Raw genomic sequence first — 15,634 nt, forward strand, 5'->3', positions numbered from 1 at the left:
TCGCACCCCCCTCCGCGGCGGGCACCGCGCTTCCAACCACGACATCCCACACGTCCGACACCACAACCACCAATCACCCCAGTCACGACCCACGACCCCCACGGAGGACACGATGGTCGACACGATGAAGGCAGCGGTAGTACACGAGTTCGGCAAGCCCCTCACGATCGAGGAGGTGCCGATTCCCGTCCCGGGTCCGAATCAGGCCCTGGTGAAACTGGAGACCAGCGGTGTGTGCCACACCGATCTGCATGCGGCGGAAGGGGACTGGCCCGTCAAGCCGAGTCCGCCGTTCGTTCCCGGCCACGAGGGTGTCGGCAGGGTGGTGCAGTTGGGGGAGGGCGTCACCGAACTCGAGGTGGGGCAGCGGGTGGGGAACGCCTGGCTGTGGTCGGCGTGCATGGAGTGTCGCTTCTGCCGCACCGGCTGGGAGACGCTGTGCGAGAAGCAGGTCAACGGAGGCTACTCGGTGAACGGGTCGTTCGCGGAGTACATGCTCGTCGACGCGCGGTTCGCCCCGCGGATCCCGGACGGCTCGGACCTCGTCGAGGTGGCCCCGGTGCTGTGCGCGGGCGTCACCGTCTACAAGGGCATCAAGGTGGCCGACGTGGTGCCGGGCGAGTGGATCACCATCTCCGGCATCGGCGGCCTCGGACACGTCGCCGTCCAGTACGCGACGGCGATGGGCCTGCGGGTCGCCGCGGTCGACGTCTCGGACGCCAAACTGGACCTCGCCGCGAAGTACGGTGCCGAGGTCCTGGTCAACGCGACCAAGGAGGATCCCGTCGCGAAGATCCAGGAAGCCACCGGCGGCACCGACGGCGTCCTCGTCACGGCGGTGCATCCGCAGGCGTTCGGGCAGGCCATCGGCATGGCCCGGCGCGGCGGCACCATCGCCTTCAACGGGTTGCCTCCCGGCGACTTCCCGGCACCGATCTTCGACACGGTGCTCAAGGGGCTGACCATCCGCGGGTCCATCGTCGGCACCCGACAGGACATGGTTGAGGCGTTGGACTTCTACTCCCGCGGCAAGATTCGGCCGACCGTGCACACCCGGCGACTCGAGGAGATCAACGACGTGTTCGACGAACTGCGCGCCGGGACCGTCGACGGTCGCGTCGTGCTGGACTTCAGGTGAGCGCACCCCCGCGCATCGTCGCGACCGTGGCCGCGGCCGACCTGCTCCGCAGGCTGGTCGTGGCCCACGGGCCGGTGATGATGCACCAGTCCGGCGGCTGCTGCGACGGGTCGGCACCGATGTGTTATCCCGCAGGGGAGTTCATCGTCGGCGACCGGGACGTCCTCGTCGGCGTGCTCGACCTGCGCCTGGGTGCCGGCGACGTGCCGTCGGCACTGCCCGCGGGTGGAGACGCGGTCACGGTGTGGATCTCGGGGCCGCAGTTCGAGCTGTGGAAGCACACGCAGCTCGTGATCGACGTCGTCCCGGGTCGCGGTTCCGGGTTCAGTCTCGAAACGCCGGAGGGCCTGCGGTTCCTGAGTCGGGGACGGGCCTTCACCGGCGACGAGACGACCGCGCTCGCAGGCGACGAACCCGTCACCGGCGAGCAGTGGGAGGCGGGGCGCCGGCCCGAGGTGCCGACGGTGCCGCAGATCGTTGCCGAGGCCGCGGACGCCTGCCCCGTGCCGCCGCGCTGACGGGCCACTCCTCGACGAGCAGCTACTCGACGAGCTGCTCGCTCCGGAGCCAGTCGTACGCGACGTCCGCCGGATCCTCGCCGTCGATGTCGACGCGGCCGTTCAGTTCCTGCATCAGCTCGTCGGTGAGGCGCTGCGAGATCACGGCCATCAGGTCCGCGATCTGCGGGTACTGCTCGATGATCTCGCGGCGGACGACGACGGTTCCGCTGTAGGGCAGGAAGAAGTCGCGGTCGTCCTCGAGCACGGTGAGATCGAGGTTCTTGACGCGGCCGTCCGTCGTGTAGACCATCCCGAAGTTGCAGGGCGCGCTGCGCGCGGTCGACGTGTAGACGACGCCCGCGTCCATCCGCGTCACGTTCTGGGACGGGACCCCGTTCGGGGCGCCGAGCGGCATGTCGTACGCCTCGAGCATCGGCACGAATCCGTCGGCGCGGCTGTAGAACTCGTCGTCCACACAGAACGTCCGCTCCGACTCGGGCAGCCGCGCGACGTCGGAGAGCGTGGAGACGCCGAGCCGCTGCGCGGTCTCGGCGGATGCCGCGAAGGCGTACGTGTCGTTGAAGTTCGCGGGCGGCAACCACACGAGGTCGTTCTCCTGCAGTTCGATGTCGTGCACTCGCTGCCACAGCTCGGTGGGGTCGGAGATGGTCTCCGTCTGGCCGTGATAATTCACCCAGCCGGTACCCGTGTACTCCCAGAGGATGTCGGCATCGCCGTTCAGCTGGGCCTGCCGCGACGACGCCGACCCGGGTGCGCCGGTGAGGTCGGTGACGTCGGCGCCCGCGGCGGCCAGGTAGGTGGCGGTGATCTTCCCGAGCAGTACGCCCTCGGTGAAGCTCTTCGACGTCACGACGAGACCCGCGTCGTCGAGGGGCCGCTCGCCGCCGGGCAGCGTCGCGTCGTGGAACGTTCCCGACGAGCTGACCAGACCGCAGCCGGACACTGCGACGGCGACGAGCAGCGAGGCCGCCACGCCGCGCAGCCGCCGCATCACGACACGCCTCGCGGGGTCGCGGCCAACTCGACCAGCCGGCCGAGCCAGTCGATCGTCAACGCCAGCAGGCCGACCAGGACGGCCCCCGAGACGAGGAGTTTCGGGAGGAACAGTGTCACCCCGGTGGTGATGAGGGTGCCCAGGCTGGTGGCGCCGATGAACGTGCTCAGGGTCGCGGTTCCGACGAGGATCACCAGCGCGGTCCGGACGCCGTTGAGGATGACGGGAACTGCAAGCGGCAACTCCACCTGCACGAGGGTGCGCGGCGCGGAGTAGCCGATTCCCCGCGCGGCCTCGATGGTGCGCTTGTCGACCTGGTCGAGGCCGACGATCGTGTTCTGCAGGATGGGCAGGACGGCGTACGCGACGAGTCCGATGACCGCGGTACGGAATCCGGTGCCGAGCCACATGGTGAGCAACACGATCAGACCGATGGCGGGCGCCGCCTGGCCGACATTCGCGACGTTGATCACGATCGGTTTGAGGCGCCTGGCCGCGCCGCGGGTGAGCAGGATTCCCAGCGGGATCGCGATCACCACGACGATCACCGTCGCCGTCAACGTCAGGCGGATGTGGTCGAACAGGGTGAGGCGGAGTGCATCCCAGCCGAGGGACGCTTCCTCGGTCGGCGTCAGTGTCGTGGACCGATACCAGAGGACGTAGGCGGTTCCGAGCACGACGATGATCAACGGCTCGAACCACACGTCGATGGGGGCGCGCCGGAAGCGCGTCACGGCGCGGGCTCCTCGCCCGGTCCGGTTGGGTCGCCGTGTGCGCGTTCGTCGTATCCGGTGTAGGTGACGTGCCCGTCGTCGGCTCGGGCGTCGGACAGTTGTCCGCGGATGACGGACATGACAGTGGCGATGGTGAGTGCGCCGGTCACCGCGCCGCGCGCATCGGTGACGAGGACGCCGCCCTGGCTCGCCGCGAGCATGGTGTCGAGCGCGTCGTTGAGCGTCGACGACGGCGCCACCACGGGAAGCCGGGGGTCGAGGTAGTCGGAAACCCGGTCCCTCGTCGCGACCTCGTCGAGCGACGGCCATGCCCGCGGCCGTCCATGTGCGTCGACGACCACGATCCAGGTGGCGCCGCGCGCCCTCGCCCTGCCGATGACCTCGTTCGACGGATCACCGACACGGGCGGTCACCACCGCGTCGTGGTCGACGTCCTTGACCCGGGACAGGGTCAGGTGGGCCAGCGTGGCGCCGGATCCGACGAACTCCTCGACGAACGGGGTCGCGGGAGTCGCGAGGATCTCCTCGGGCGTCGCGTACTGCTCGATGTGCCCGCCCTCGGACAGGATCAGGACCTTGTCGCCGAGCTTGGTCGCCTCCTCGAAGTCGTGGGTGACGATCACGACGGTCTTCGCGAGTTCCTGTTGGATGGCGATCAGGCTGTCCTGCAAGCGGACCCGGGTGATCGGGTCGACCGCGCCGAAGGGCTCGTCCATGAGGAGCACCGGTGGGTCCGCGGCCAGTGCGCGCGCGACGCCGACGCGCTGCTGCTGCCCACCCGACATGTCCTTCGGGAGTCGGTCGCGGAAGGTGTCGGCATCCAGTCCGACGAGGTCGAGCAGGTACTCGGTGCGTTCCTCGATCCGCTTCCGGTCCCACCCGAGCACGCGCGGCACCGCGCCGATGTTCTTCGCCACCGACCAGTGCGGGAAGAGTCCGCCCGACTGGATGACGTAGCCGATCGACTGGCGGAGCCTGTCGGGGTTCTCGTTGGTGACGTCGCGGTCGCCGATGAAGATGCGACCCGCGGTCGGCTCGATCAGGCGATTGATCATCTTCAGTGTCGTCGTCTTGCCGCATCCGGACGGGCCGACGAAGGCCACGACCTGGCCGGCCTCGATGTCGAGGTCGATCTTCCGGACGGCCGGTGCGGACTGGCCGCGGTACTGCTTGACGACACCGTCGAGTCGGATGGAGGCGCCGGTGACGGTTCGGTTCTCGGTCACTGCAGTCCCTTCGAGACGGTGAGGCGCCCGAGGAGAACGAGCAGGGCGTCGAAGACCAGGGCGATGACGACGATGAGAATCGTTCCGGTGAACGCCATCTCGACGGAGTTGGTTCCGCCGAGCCGGGAGAGGCCGTTGAAGATGAGCGAGCCGAGTCCGGGTCCGAGAACGTATGCGACGATCGCGGCGACGCCGACGATCATCTGAGTGGAAACCCGGATTCCGGTGAGAATGACCGGCCAGGCGATCGGCAGCGACACCGTCAGCAGGATCCGACTGCGGGACAGTCCGATTCCGCGAGCGGACTCGATCAGGGAGTCGGGTACCGACCGAAGGCCGACGATCGCATTGCCGATCACCGGCATCGCCGCGAAGAAGGCCAGCATGATGAACGACGGGACGACGCCGAGACCGAACGGGATGATCAGCAGCGCGAGCAGTGCGAGCGACGGAATGGTCAGCGCGACCCGACTGCTCGTGAGGGTCAGTGCCGAAGCGAGTGGAAGGCGATGCACGGCAACAGCGATCGCGATGGCGACCAGCGTCCCCACCAGGACCGTCTGGAAGGCCAGCGACGCATGCTGATAGGTCAGGAACGCGAGAAACTCACCCCTACCCTGAAGATAGTCCCAGAGATTCACGAAGCTCCTTCTCGCGGCGGCGCCTTCCGGAGTGCTCGAATCCGACGCTAGCAGGAGTCGCGTGCAGAGTTCTGGATTTGTGTGACCAGGGGTTTCGTGTGGAGAGTTGCGGCGTGGCGCGGGTTACAGCGCGGCGAGCTTGCGGAGTCCCGCGGGGTAGGTGCGCAGTCCGACGAGGAGGACGGCGATGGCGAGCACGTAGGCGAGCGGAACCCATTGCAGGACACCGAGCAGGCCCAGTCGATCGGACAGGAGTCCGACGACGAGGGGCCCCAGGGCCATGCCGAGGATGTTGTTCACGAGGGTTCCGACGCCGAAGGCCGAGGCCCGGATCGAAGGATGCGTCAGGCTCGCGACGAGCGCGGTGGTCGCGCCGGAGGAGCCGGCGCAGAAGAATGCTCCGATTCCGATGAGGATCATCTGTGCGGAGCCGTCGGCCACACCGAATCCGGCGGTGAGGGTCACGAGGGCGATTGCGGCGGTCACGACTGCGACCGTCCACTTGCGTTCGGGATGGAGTCGGCTCATACGGTCGGCGGTGATGCCGCACGACACGATGCCGACACCCATCAGGAGCACGAACACCGACGCGGTCAGTCCGGCTGTCGACGTGTCCATTCCGTGGTATCGGTTGAAGTAGCTGGGAAGCCAGGCGAGCAGCACACCGGAAACGAAGAGTTGAAGCGCGGCACCGACGTACGCGCACACGAGCGGTGTGTTGGTGAACAGGCTCGACAGCGGGGCGCGGGTGCCGGCCGTCGTGGTGGCCGCCTGCTCGGGGGTGTGGCGCTCGAGCCTGGCCGGTGTGGCGACGATCCGGAACGCGGCGACGAGGAGGAGTCCGACGACCGCCATCATCAGGAATGCCGCACGCCACCCGTATCGGTCGGCGAGCACGCCGCCGAGGGCGACGCCGAGTACCGATCCGAAGAAGGTCGACGCCTGGAAGGTTCCGCTGAGTGTCGCGTGCAGTCGGGGAGCGAACACGCTCAGCATGACGGCCATGCCGACGCTGGCGTAGGCGGCCTCTCCGAAGCCGAGCAGGAAGCGCGCCCCGAGCAGTTGGCCGTAGTTGGCCGCGGCGGCGCACAGGACCGTCGCGGCACTCCACAGGACGGCCATCGCCACGATGCTGCGGACCCGTCCCCAGCGATCGGCGAGGAGCGACAGCGGGAGGGCGAGGACTCCGACCATCAGGGCGACGACGCTGGTGAGCGAGGCCAACTGGGTGTCCGACAGGTTCCATTCGGCTTTGAGGAGCGGGAAGACGGCGCTGAGCACCTGTCGGGACATGTAGTCCGACATCATCAGTCCGCAGATCAGGGCGAACACCACCCAGGGGAATGCCCGTGACCCGGCGCTCGCCCGTTCGGGCGTGGTGACGGTGGGTCGCGTCGCGGTCTGCAACTGCATGTGAATGGATCCTGTCCCGAAACGAGCGAAGGTGCGCTCGGTCCGTTTCTCCGAGCGGTGTCCAGCCGTGACGAATCCGGCCGTGACGTACCGGCCGAGCGGCGGCAAAGGTGACTGCAGTCACGTTAGCCCGGGTTGCGTGACGTAACTTGCCCTGCCGGGACATATTTCTTGCTATTTCGGGACGTGATGTGTTCGCGGTGTCGTGCCGGATGTGGCGCGGGTTACTCTGCACAAAGTTGGACAACTGTTCAGGAGGATGTAGTGCGCTTGTCATTCCTTTCGTCGCTGACGGCGGCGGCAGCCGTCGCCGCGCTGACGCTCGGTACCGCGCCCGCGGCGCAGGCCGCGGATGCAACCGACGGGTGGACGCTGCCTCGGCTGACGGTCTCGGACAGCACGATCAGTGACGTCGACGGCCGCACGGTGCTACTCCGCGGGGTGAACGTCAACCAGCTCAACGACTACGCGGACAACGGAACCGGGCTGCCGACCGTGATGCCGCTCGAACGCGCCGACTTCGCGCGGATGGCGGCGATGGGGTTCAACGTCGTCCGGCTCAACGTCGCATGGTCCGCACTCGAGCCCACGCCGGGGGCGTTCGACACGGCGTACGTGGACCGGATCCGCACCGCGGTCCGGGATGCGAAGGACCACGGCATCTACACGCTCCTCGACATGCACCAGGACGCGTGGGGCAAGTTCATCGGCACCCCGCCCGGCGTCTCCTGCCCGCCGCTGACGGAACCCGGGATCGGCTGGGACGGCGCGCCCGAGTGGGCGACCATCACCGACGGCTGGACCACCTGCACCGCCGGCGGGGTCCGCGAGGTCTCGCCCGCCGTCGCCCGGGCGTTCCAGGCGTTCTACGACGACGAGCAGGGAGTGCAGGGACATCTGGTTTCGACCTGGGCGAAGCTGGCCGCGGAGTTCAAGGACGAACCGGCCGTCGTCGGCTACGACCTGCTCAACGAACCCAACCCCGGTCTGCGTGACCCGGTCACCGCCGCCGATCAGCTCGGGCGCTTCTACCAGCGCGCGATCGACGCGATCCGGCAGGCCGAGACCGGTGGATTCGAGCACCTGGTGATCGTCGAGCCGAGCGCGATCTGGTCCGGCTTCGGGTTGGACGCGATACCGCCCCGGCAGTATCTGACCGATCCGCTGATCGTGTTCTCCCCGCACCTCTACAGCCAGTCCATCACCGTGAGCAGCGATTTCCCCAGCGTCGAGGACGGGTTCAAGATCGCCGCGAACGCGGCTGCCGTCTACGGTGCGCCGCTGTGGACGGGGGAGTGGGGTTGGTGGGGCGACGACGCGGCCGCCGACACCGAACGTTTCCTCGACTCGATGGATCGTCACCGCATCGGCGGCGCCTGGTGGTCGTGGACCCAGGCGTGCGGCGACCCGCACGCGGTGCGTGACGGCAACACCTCGACGATGCAGGAGAACCTGAACCGCGTCGACTGCCCGTCCGGGACCCCGCTCGGCCCGATCGAGGACGTGGCGGCCGCGCTGTCCCGGGCGTACCCGCGGGCTGTTCCCGGCGTCCTGACCGAGTTGTCGCGAGGCGATTTCAAGGGCTCCGGGTCGGGCCTGGTGGAGGCGTGGTACCCGGGGTCGGTGCAACCCGACCTGCAGACCGTGAACCTGTCCGACGTCGTGCTGGAACAGCTGGACGGTGGCTGGCGGATGACGGCCCACGCGCAGGGCGACTACTCGGTGACGCAGTCCTGAGCACGACCGGACCTGCTGTGGGTGTTGCCACCACAGCAGGTCCGGTTCGTTGCCGAGCTACGCGCGCGCAGCGGCGGCGGCACTCTGCTCGGTGAGCTTCCGCAGCCCGGCCGGGTAGACCCGCTTGCCGATGAGCAGCGCGGCGATGGCGAGCACGTACACCAGCGGCGCCAACTGCAGGGCGCCGAGCAGGCCCAGGTGGTCGGCGAGAACGCCGATCAGGAACGGGCCGGTCGCGAGGCCGAGGATGTTGTTGGCGACGGTGAGGGATCCGAGCGCCGACGATCGGACCGACGGGTGGGTCAGGCTCGCCACCATCGCGGCGGTGGGCCCGGACGAGCCGGCCGAGAAGAACGCGCCGATGCCGAGCAGGATCAGCTGGGGCGCTCCGGTGTCCAGTGCGAACGCGCCGCCGAGTGCGGCGAGCGAGATGACGCAGAATGCGACGGCACTGGACCACTTGGCCGCCGGGTTGTTCCGGCCGACCCGGTCGGTGATCATGCCGCACACCACCATTCCGGTTCCGATGAGGAGCACGAAGACCGAGGCGATGACGCCCGCCTTGTCGGGGGCCAGGCCGTAGTACCGGTTGAAGAAGCTGGGGGTCCAGGCGAGCAGCACGGCGGCGGTGAACATCTGGAGTCCGCCGCCGAGGTACGCGCACCAGACCGCCGGGTTCGTGAACAGCGTGGACACCGGCACGCGGATTCCGGCTGCCGCGGGCCCTGCGGTGTGCGGGTCCTGCTCGGTGTTGTACTCGGCCAGGCGGCGTTCGGTGACGACGGCGCGGAACACGGCCACGAGCAGGAGGCCGAGGACAGCCATCGCCGCGAACGACCACCGCCAGCTCAGGTGCACCGCGATCACGCCACCGAGGGAGACGCCGACGACCGAGCCGAACGATCCGCCTGCCATGAAGGCGCCGCTCAGCGTCGAGTGCACGCGGGGGGCGAACACGCTGAGCACCAACGCGATTCCGACGCTGCCGTAGGCGGCCTCGCCGACACCGACCAGGAACCGGGCGGCGAGCATCTGCTCGTAGTTTGCCGCGATCGCGCAGAACAGTGTCGCGACGCTCCAGACCACCGCCATGAGGACGAGGCTGCGGACGCGGCCCCATCGGTCGGCCAGGAGCGAGAGCGGGAAGGTGAGCAGGCCGACCATGAGGGCGACGATGCTGGTCAGAGAGGCCAGCTGTGAATCCGTCAGGGCCCAGTCGGCTTTCAGGAACGGGAACACCGCGCTGAGTACCTGGCGGGACATGTAGTCCGACAGCAGGAGTGCGAAGGTGAGTCCGAACACGGCCCAGGGGTAGATACGCCTGCCGCTTCGTGTGCGGTTCGTCGGTCCCGGACTCGTGGGATCGTCGGTCCCGGTCGGCTCGGGGGTAGTGGTGGTGGTGAGTCCCATGGTTGCTCCTCGGGCGGGCAGGGAAGTGATGTCGGGTTGCGTGGCGGCGGTCAGGACGCGGCGCGGCGGGACTCGAACGCGTCGAGTTCTTCCTCGAGGATGGGGACGCCCAGATTGCAGGCGTGGATGCCGAGAACGCTCACCATCTGGAGAACCGTGAGGATCTCCTCTCGGGAAACCCCGAGTTCGAGAGCGGCCCGGATGTGCCGACGCACTCCGGGTGCATACATGTGTGTGGCCGCGGCATCGATGGCAATGCTGAGGAGTTCGACGAACTCGGGGGAGAACACTCCGCGCCGGATGGGCGTGGCGTTCATCGCCATGAACTGCTCGGTCCACTCGGGATCCCAGTCGGACAGGGTGTCCCACAGTGGGTTCCAGTTGCCGCTGCGGCGCATCCCGTCGATGGTCGGGGTGTGCAGCGCTTCGGGGTTGGTGTTCATGCAGCACTCGTTTCACGCGTGGGGTGAAAGGGGTGACGCAGGACGCGTCCCCCGCCGAAAGTGGCGTAGATCACGTTAGCGCGATTATAGGCCGCATCCTTATCCCTGCGGGACGCAGTTCTGCGCATCTCGGGACACGCAGTGTGTATGGGAGGGTGCCGGGTAGCAGTTTCACAAACTGCCTTCCGCCGTCACATCAGTGATGTCATCATTGATGACAATATTGATGACAGCTTGCCCGTGAGTCCTTCTGGCCCCTGAGTGGACCAGAAGGACTCACGGCAGGAGGGGCACAACGAATGGTCGACGACGGTTCGCGCAGGCGGTTGACGCCCGAGGTGATCGTGGACGCCGCCGTTCGGATCGCCGCACGGGGCCGCCCGGACGGGCTGACCGGACGCGCGCTCGGCGAGGAACTCGGGGTCGACCGGTCGGCGGTGTGGCGACACTTCGCCGACAAGGATGCGCTCCTGCGCGCGGTCGGCGACCGGCTGCTGACGATGGCGCACGAGCGCGTTCCCGCCGGGCTCGGCCCGAAGGAGCGGCTGGAACACCTCGCAGGCGCGGTGATCGCGGTGTTCACCGAGCACCCCCACGTCGGCGCCGCCGTGGCCCCCCGCACCACCCGCGGCCCCGGCGAATTCGCCCTTGTCGAGATGATGCTCACCGCGCTCGACGAGCTGGGGCTTGAACCGGCGGATGTGGTCCGCTATCAGCGGATGCTGGCCGAGTCCGTGCTGTCGTACGCGGGGATGCGGGCCGGCTACGCGATCCTGCCGGACACGCTGCGCGCGGGCGATCAACGCGCCTGGGCCCACGAGTACGTGGGCGCGGACCCGGCGAGGTACCCCGCGATCGCCGCACACGCCCCCGCGCTCGCCGAGTTGAGCCCGGACCTTGTGCTGGACACCCTGATCGAGGCGTTCTGGACGGCCGTCGACGCCAAGGCCAACGCCGCGGCCACCCCCGAGCACGCGGACTGACCACGCCCGCACGGTGCCACCGACCCACCACCCCCGAGATCGAGGATCCGCCACGCATGACCGAGCCCAGCACCACCGCCATCGAGGCCCCCGCCGCCGAGCCCGGGGCCCCGCGTAAGCGCTCCCGGCTGCGCACGGCCGCGATCGTCGTCCCGGTGGTCGCCGCGACGCTGGTGGCGGCGACCTATGCCGCCGCCGCGGTGCTCGAGATCCCCGCGCCGCCGACCCTGGTCCGGCTGCTGACCGAGGCACCGTCGAAGCAGGGCGAGCTGTATCCCTCCCGCGCGGTGGCGGCATCGCCCGATCCCGCTCCGCTGCAGGCGAACCCGACTCCGCTGCCCGAGACGGTGCCGTGGAAGGGCGAGCAGATCCCGGTCGCGCAGTTCCTCGAGACCACCCACACCAACTCCTTCCTGGTGCTCCGCGACGGCGCCCTCACCCACGAGTGGTACCGCGACGGCGTCGAGGCCACGACGCCGCTGTCGTCGTGGTCGATGGCCAAGTCGGTCGTCTCGCTGATGATCGGGCAGGCGATCGACGCGGGCAAGCTCCGCGAGGACGACCGGCTCGTCGACGTCCTGCCGGAGCTCGCGACCGGCGGCGAGTACGACACCGTGACCGTGCGGCACCTGCTGGACATGACCGCGGGCGTCGACGTGTCCGAGAACTACAACCCGTACTGGCCGCTGACCGGCACGGCCCGGATGTACCTGACCCAGGACCTCGACGAATTCGTCGCCGACCACCGCGAGGTCACGTACACCCCTGGCAGCGAGGGCGACTACCGGAGCGTCGAGACCCAGCTCCTCGGACAGATACTGGCCCGGGTCGAGGGCAAGCCGCTCACCGAGCTGCTCGAGCGGAACCTGTGGGCCCCGATCGGCGCCGAGGACGACGCCACCTGGAATCTCGACCGGCCCGGCGGCCAGGAAAAGGCGTTCTGCTGCCTCAACGCGACCGCCCGCGACTACGCCAAGATCGGCCGGCTCGTCCTCGACGGTGGGCGCGCAGGTGACACCCAGGTCGTCCCGCCCGCGTGGATCGAACGCATCAGCACACCTGCCCCGCACCGGGTCACGAACGAGAACTGGGGTTACTCCGCTCAATGGTGGCACCCCACCCCCGACATCCCGGATCTGTCCGCGCTCGGCGTCTACGGCCAGTACACCTATGTCGACCCGGCCACCGGCACCGTCATCGTCAAGCTCAGCGACCACGGCACCGAGCAGGACGAGGAGGCGACGTTCGAGGTGTTCCGGGCGATCGCGGGCGACTAGGCCTCCGCGCGGGTACGCCACTCTCGGGGGCTCATGCCGAATTGGCGGCTGAACCACCGGGAGAAGCTGCTGGGCGTGGAGAACGCGAGCATTTCGGAGATCTCGGTGAGCGAGTAGCGCCGGCTGCTCACCATGCGTCTCGCGAGTTCGGTCCGGGTCTCGTCGAGAACGATGGAGAACGTCAGTCCCGACTTGGCCAGGTGGCGGTGCACGGTGCGGCGATCGACGCCGAGGCTGCGCGCGACCTGATCGACGGAGCAGCGTCCCGTCGGAAGCAGTAGTTCGACGAGTTCGCGGACTCGCGTGGTGGTCGTGGGTTCCTCGGGGGCGGTGACGGTGTCGAGGACCTGGCGGGCGTAGGACCGCAGCAGGGGGTCGGACAGCCGGTTGGGCTGGTCGAGGTCGCTGGTGTACGCGACGATCCCGGAGTACTCGGCGTCGAACCTCAGTGGTGCCCCGAACACCCGCCGATGGGTGGTGTCGTCCGCAGGCCGGGCATGCTCGAAGCAGACCGACACCGGGTGCCAGTGCTCGCCGAGTAGTTGGGCGAGCAGCTGGTACGTCGCGGTCACCGCCAGTTCGACGGACTGCCGAACGGGCATCGGCTCGCCGGTGTCGACATGGATCCGAATGGTCGACAGCCCGTCGCGCTCCGACAGGCGAATGTGCAGGGACTCGTTGAACATGTGCTGATACCTGATCAGCAGGCGGACGGCGCCGCGGGCGTCGGGTTCCTCGCGCAGGCTGATGCTGAGGGGGCCGAGTGTCGAGAGGCGGCGACGGTCCGCGAGCTTGAGGGCGAAGTCCGGTCTGTCGGACGCTGCGGCGGACAGTTCGAGCAGGCGCGCGACCGAGCCCGCGGGCACCCAGCGGTCCTGCAGGTCGAGGCCTCCGGGGTCGAGGTTGACGTTGCGCATCAGCTGGATCGGATCGAGCGACAGTGATCGGCTCAGATCGATGTAGCCGGTCAGTGCGGCGTAGCGGGCGAGTGGCTTGCTCACTGCGCTCCTCCCTTGTCGGTCCCGATCGTTCCGGCCATGTCCCGAATCGGCAACAAATATGTCCCCTCAGGATAAGTGTGACGGGCGACTCGTGGCTACTGTTGTGTCATCAACATCACAGCACCGCGGGTGGAACTCCGAAATGTGTTGTGGCTCAACGGGTGGATCCCGCCCCAGAACGGTACCGATCGAGGAGAACTCACATGGCACACGCGATCCGCTTCCACGAGACCGGCGGCCCCGAGGTCCTGAAATGGGAGTCCGTCGAGGTCGGTGACCCGGGAGCCGGTGAGGTCCGCGTCCGGCACGAAGCCGTCGGCCTGAACTTCGCGGACACCTACTTCCGGACCGGCCTGTACCCGGCTCCGCTGCCCGCGGGAATGGGTGTCGAGGCCGCCGGTGTCGTCGAGGCGGTGGGCGCAGGTGTCACCGGTTTCCGCGAAGGTGATCGCGTCACCTACACCGGTAGCCCCCTCGGCGCGTACAGCACCGAGCGTGTGATGCCGGCCGAGCACCTGATTTCCCTGCCCGACGGGATCGCACTCCAGACGGCGGCCGCGATGACCATGCGCGGCCTGACCACGTCCTACCTGCTGCGCCGGATCCATCCGCTCAGCGCAGGCGACACGGTGCTGCTGCACGCGGCGGCGGGCGGAGTCGGACTCATCTTCACCCAGTGGGCGAAGCTCTTGGGCGTCAACGTGATCGGCACCGTCTCCTCGGACGAGAAGGCCGCCGTTGCCCGGGCGCACGGCTGCAGTGAGGTCATCGTCTACACCCGGGAGAACGTCGCAGAGCGAGTTCGTGAGATCACGGACGGCAAGGGCGTCCCGGTCGTGTACGACAGCATCGGGGCATCGACCTTCCAGTCGTCGATCGACTCGCTGGCACGGCGTGGCCTCCTCGTCGCCTTCGGTACCGCGTCCGGGCCGATCCCGCCGATCGACGCCATGCAGCTCGCGGTCAAGGGGTCGCTGTTCGTGACCCGCCCGGCCCTGGCGGACTACATCGCCGACCCGGCCGAACGCGCCGAACTCGCGGGCGAGCTGTTCGACCACGTCGCCGCAGGCCGGATCTCCATCGAGATCAACCAGCAGTACGCGCTCGACGACGCCGTCCGCGCCCACCGCGACCTGGAAGCCGGCCGCAGCGTCGGCTCCTCGGTCTTCACCTGCTGAGACCAGTCCTCACCTGCCGAGAAAGGGAGACGACCATGACCGCCACCGTCGACATCGACTCCGGCCGCACCCGGACCACGATGGACGCCCGCCCGCTCACCTGCAGCCTCGGTGCCGAGGTGCACGGCGTTGACCTCGCCGAGGTCAGCCGCGACGACGACCGCTTCGCCGAACTGAAGGCGCTGCTGCTCGAGCACAAGGTCCTCTTCTTCCGTGACCAGGGCATGAGCCGTGCCGAGCACGTGACGCTCGCGGAACGGTTCGGTCCGCTCGAGGACCACCCCGTCCTCGGCAGCGACCCCGAACATCCCGGCCTGGTCCGGATCTACAAGGACCTCGACAGCCCGCGCGAGGCGTTCGAGAACTCCTACCACTGCGATGCGACCTGGCGGGAGAACCCTCCGATGGGATCCGTGCTGCGGTGCGTCGAGGGTCCCGAGGTCGGGGGCGACACGATCTGGGTCAACATGGCCCTGGCCTACGAGCGGTTGCCCGAGCAGGTCAAGGAACGGATCGACGGACTGCGGGCACGGCACAGCATCGAGTCGTCCTTCGGTGCGCGGCTGCCGATCGAGCAGCGTCACGAACTCAGCGAGCGCTTCCCGGACGCCGAGCATCCGGTGGTCCGTACCCACCCCGAGACCGGCGAGAAGGTCCTGTTCGTCAACAGCTTCACGACGCACCTGACGAACTTTCACACCGACGACAACATCCGGTGCGGCATCGACTACGCGCCCGGGGCCGGAGAGTTGCTGCGGTACCTGCAGAGCCAGGCGACCATCCCCGAATACCAGGTGCGCTGGCACTGGACGCGCAACAGCGTCGCGATCTGGGACAACCGCTCGACCCAGCACTACGCCGTGCAGGACTACTGGCCCGCGGTCCGAAAGATGGAGCGCGCAGGCATCGTCGGCGACCGCCCCTTCTGACGGCCCACT

Annotated in this window: 15 protein-coding genes; 7 read left to right on the top strand and 8 right to left on the bottom strand. The window is 68.5% G+C overall.

Translation table 11 applies throughout. From position 1 onward, the window contains the following. The first annotated feature begins 112 nt into the window (after positions 1-112). Positions 113-1,138: an alcohol dehydrogenase AdhP gene (gene adhP / locus FFS72_RS14015; RefSeq protein ID WP_171018676.1), complete on the top strand. Its 1,026-nt coding sequence runs from the start codon at positions 113-115 to the stop codon at positions 1,136-1,138. Beyond that, entirely contained in the window at positions 1,135-1,656 is a 522-nt protein-coding gene (locus tag FFS72_RS14020; protein ID WP_137874496.1) for a DUF779 domain-containing protein, read from the top strand. The genes adhP and FFS72_RS14020 overlap by 4 nt, the downstream gene beginning before the upstream one ends. Positions 1,657-1,678: 22 nt before the next feature. Here FFS72_RS14020 and FFS72_RS14025 read toward each other — a convergent pair whose 3' ends face one another. The 5 genes from FFS72_RS14025 to FFS72_RS14045 form a co-directional block, all read right to left on the bottom strand. Then, positions 1,679-2,650 carry a glycine betaine ABC transporter substrate-binding protein gene (locus tag FFS72_RS14025; RefSeq protein ID WP_137874497.1) on the bottom strand — a complete coding sequence of 324 codons (972 nt, stop codon included), beginning with the start codon at positions 2,648-2,650 and terminating at the stop codon, positions 1,679-1,681. Further along, a complete protein-coding gene (locus FFS72_RS14030) occupies positions 2,650-3,387 on the bottom strand; it encodes an ABC transporter permease (protein ID WP_171018677.1) in 738 nt (245 codons plus the stop codon). Before FFS72_RS14030 ends, FFS72_RS14025 begins: the two co-directional genes overlap by 1 nt. Beyond that, positions 3,384-4,613 (bottom strand): ABC transporter ATP-binding protein, encoded by a 1,230-nt coding sequence (locus tag FFS72_RS14035; protein WP_137874498.1) that lies wholly within the window; start codon positions 4,611-4,613, stop codon positions 3,384-3,386. The genes FFS72_RS14030 and FFS72_RS14035 overlap by 4 nt, the downstream gene beginning before the upstream one ends. After that, a complete protein-coding gene (locus FFS72_RS14040) occupies positions 4,610-5,254 on the bottom strand; it encodes an ABC transporter permease (RefSeq protein ID WP_137874499.1) in 645 nt (214 codons plus the stop codon). Before FFS72_RS14040 ends, FFS72_RS14035 begins: the two co-directional genes overlap by 4 nt. 123 nt (positions 5,255-5,377) lie before the next feature. Beyond that, positions 5,378-6,667: an MFS transporter gene (locus FFS72_RS14045; RefSeq protein ID WP_137874500.1), complete on the bottom strand. Its 1,290-nt coding sequence runs from the start codon at positions 6,665-6,667 to the stop codon at positions 5,378-5,380. A gap of 288 nt (positions 6,668-6,955) precedes the next feature. Between FFS72_RS14045 and FFS72_RS14050 the strand changes: the two genes are divergently transcribed. Then, complete coding sequence (locus FFS72_RS14050; RefSeq protein ID WP_502704119.1) at positions 6,956-8,404, top strand: glycoside hydrolase family 5 protein; 1,449 nt, start codon at positions 6,956-6,958, stop codon at positions 8,402-8,404. Between the two features lie 57 nt (positions 8,405-8,461). On the opposite strand, the gene FFS72_RS14055 is transcribed toward FFS72_RS14050, so the two are convergent. Beyond that, positions 8,462-9,814: an MFS transporter gene (locus tag FFS72_RS14055; protein WP_137874502.1), complete on the bottom strand. Its 1,353-nt coding sequence runs from the start codon at positions 9,812-9,814 to the stop codon at positions 8,462-8,464. A 50-nt stretch (positions 9,815-9,864) separates the two neighbouring features. Continuing rightward, positions 9,865-10,257 (bottom strand): carboxymuconolactone decarboxylase family protein, encoded by a 393-nt coding sequence (locus FFS72_RS14060; protein ID WP_137874503.1) that lies wholly within the window; start codon positions 10,255-10,257, stop codon positions 9,865-9,867. A 299-nt stretch (positions 10,258-10,556) separates the two neighbouring features. On the opposite strand from FFS72_RS14060, the gene FFS72_RS14065 reads away from it, so the two are divergent. Further along, positions 10,557-11,240: a TetR/AcrR family transcriptional regulator gene (locus FFS72_RS14065; protein ID WP_137874504.1), complete on the top strand. Its 684-nt coding sequence runs from the start codon at positions 10,557-10,559 to the stop codon at positions 11,238-11,240. Positions 11,241-11,296: 56 nt separating this feature from the next. Further along, a complete protein-coding gene (locus tag FFS72_RS14070; RefSeq protein WP_137874505.1) occupies positions 11,297-12,517 on the top strand; it encodes a serine hydrolase domain-containing protein in 1,221 nt (406 codons plus the stop codon). On the opposite strand, the gene FFS72_RS14075 is transcribed toward FFS72_RS14070, so the two are convergent. Next, the gene (locus tag FFS72_RS14075) at positions 12,514-13,518 is read right to left on the bottom strand and encodes an AraC family transcriptional regulator (protein WP_137874506.1); all 1,005 of its coding nucleotides are present in this window, start codon (positions 13,516-13,518) and stop codon (positions 12,514-12,516) included. The genes FFS72_RS14070 and FFS72_RS14075 overlap by 4 nt on opposite strands. A 203-nt stretch (positions 13,519-13,721) precedes the next feature. Between FFS72_RS14075 and FFS72_RS14080 the strand changes: the two genes are divergently transcribed. Continuing rightward, complete coding sequence (locus FFS72_RS14080) at positions 13,722-14,696, top strand: quinone oxidoreductase family protein (protein ID WP_137874507.1); 975 nt, start codon at positions 13,722-13,724, stop codon at positions 14,694-14,696. 35 nt (positions 14,697-14,731) lie between these two features. Beyond that, positions 14,732-15,625 (top strand): TauD/TfdA dioxygenase family protein, encoded by an 894-nt coding sequence (locus FFS72_RS14085; RefSeq protein WP_249353305.1) that lies wholly within the window; start codon positions 14,732-14,734, stop codon positions 15,623-15,625. Positions 15,626-15,634 lie beyond the last annotated feature (9 nt).

Source organism: Rhodococcus sp. Q, assembly GCF_005503035.1.
Taxonomy (GTDB): domain Bacteria; phylum Actinomycetota; class Actinomycetes; order Mycobacteriales; family Mycobacteriaceae; genus Rhodococcus_G.

Coding starts and splice junctions, on each gene's coding strand:
- FFS72_RS14060 (WP_137874503.1), bottom strand. CDS start 10,257: ATGAACACCAACCCCGAAGCGCTGCACACCCCGACCATCGACGGGATG.
- FFS72_RS14045 (WP_137874500.1), bottom strand. CDS start 6,667: ATGCAGTTGCAGACCGCGACGCGACCCACCGTCACCACGCCCGAACGG.
- adhP (WP_171018676.1), top strand. CDS start 113: ATGGTCGACACGATGAAGGCAGCGGTAGTACACGAGTTCGGCAAGCCC.
- FFS72_RS14085 (WP_249353305.1), top strand. CDS start 14,732: ATGACCGCCACCGTCGACATCGACTCCGGCCGCACCCGGACCACGATG.
- FFS72_RS14055 (WP_137874502.1), bottom strand. CDS start 9,814: ATGGGACTCACCACCACCACTACCCCCGAGCCGACCGGGACCGACGAT.
- FFS72_RS14065 (WP_137874504.1), top strand. CDS start 10,557: ATGGTCGACGACGGTTCGCGCAGGCGGTTGACGCCCGAGGTGATCGTG.
- FFS72_RS14070 (WP_137874505.1), top strand. CDS start 11,297: ATGACCGAGCCCAGCACCACCGCCATCGAGGCCCCCGCCGCCGAGCCC.
- FFS72_RS14025 (WP_137874497.1), bottom strand. CDS start 2,650: ATGCGGCGGCTGCGCGGCGTGGCGGCCTCGCTGCTCGTCGCCGTCGCA.
- FFS72_RS14080 (WP_137874507.1), top strand. CDS start 13,722: ATGGCACACGCGATCCGCTTCCACGAGACCGGCGGCCCCGAGGTCCTG.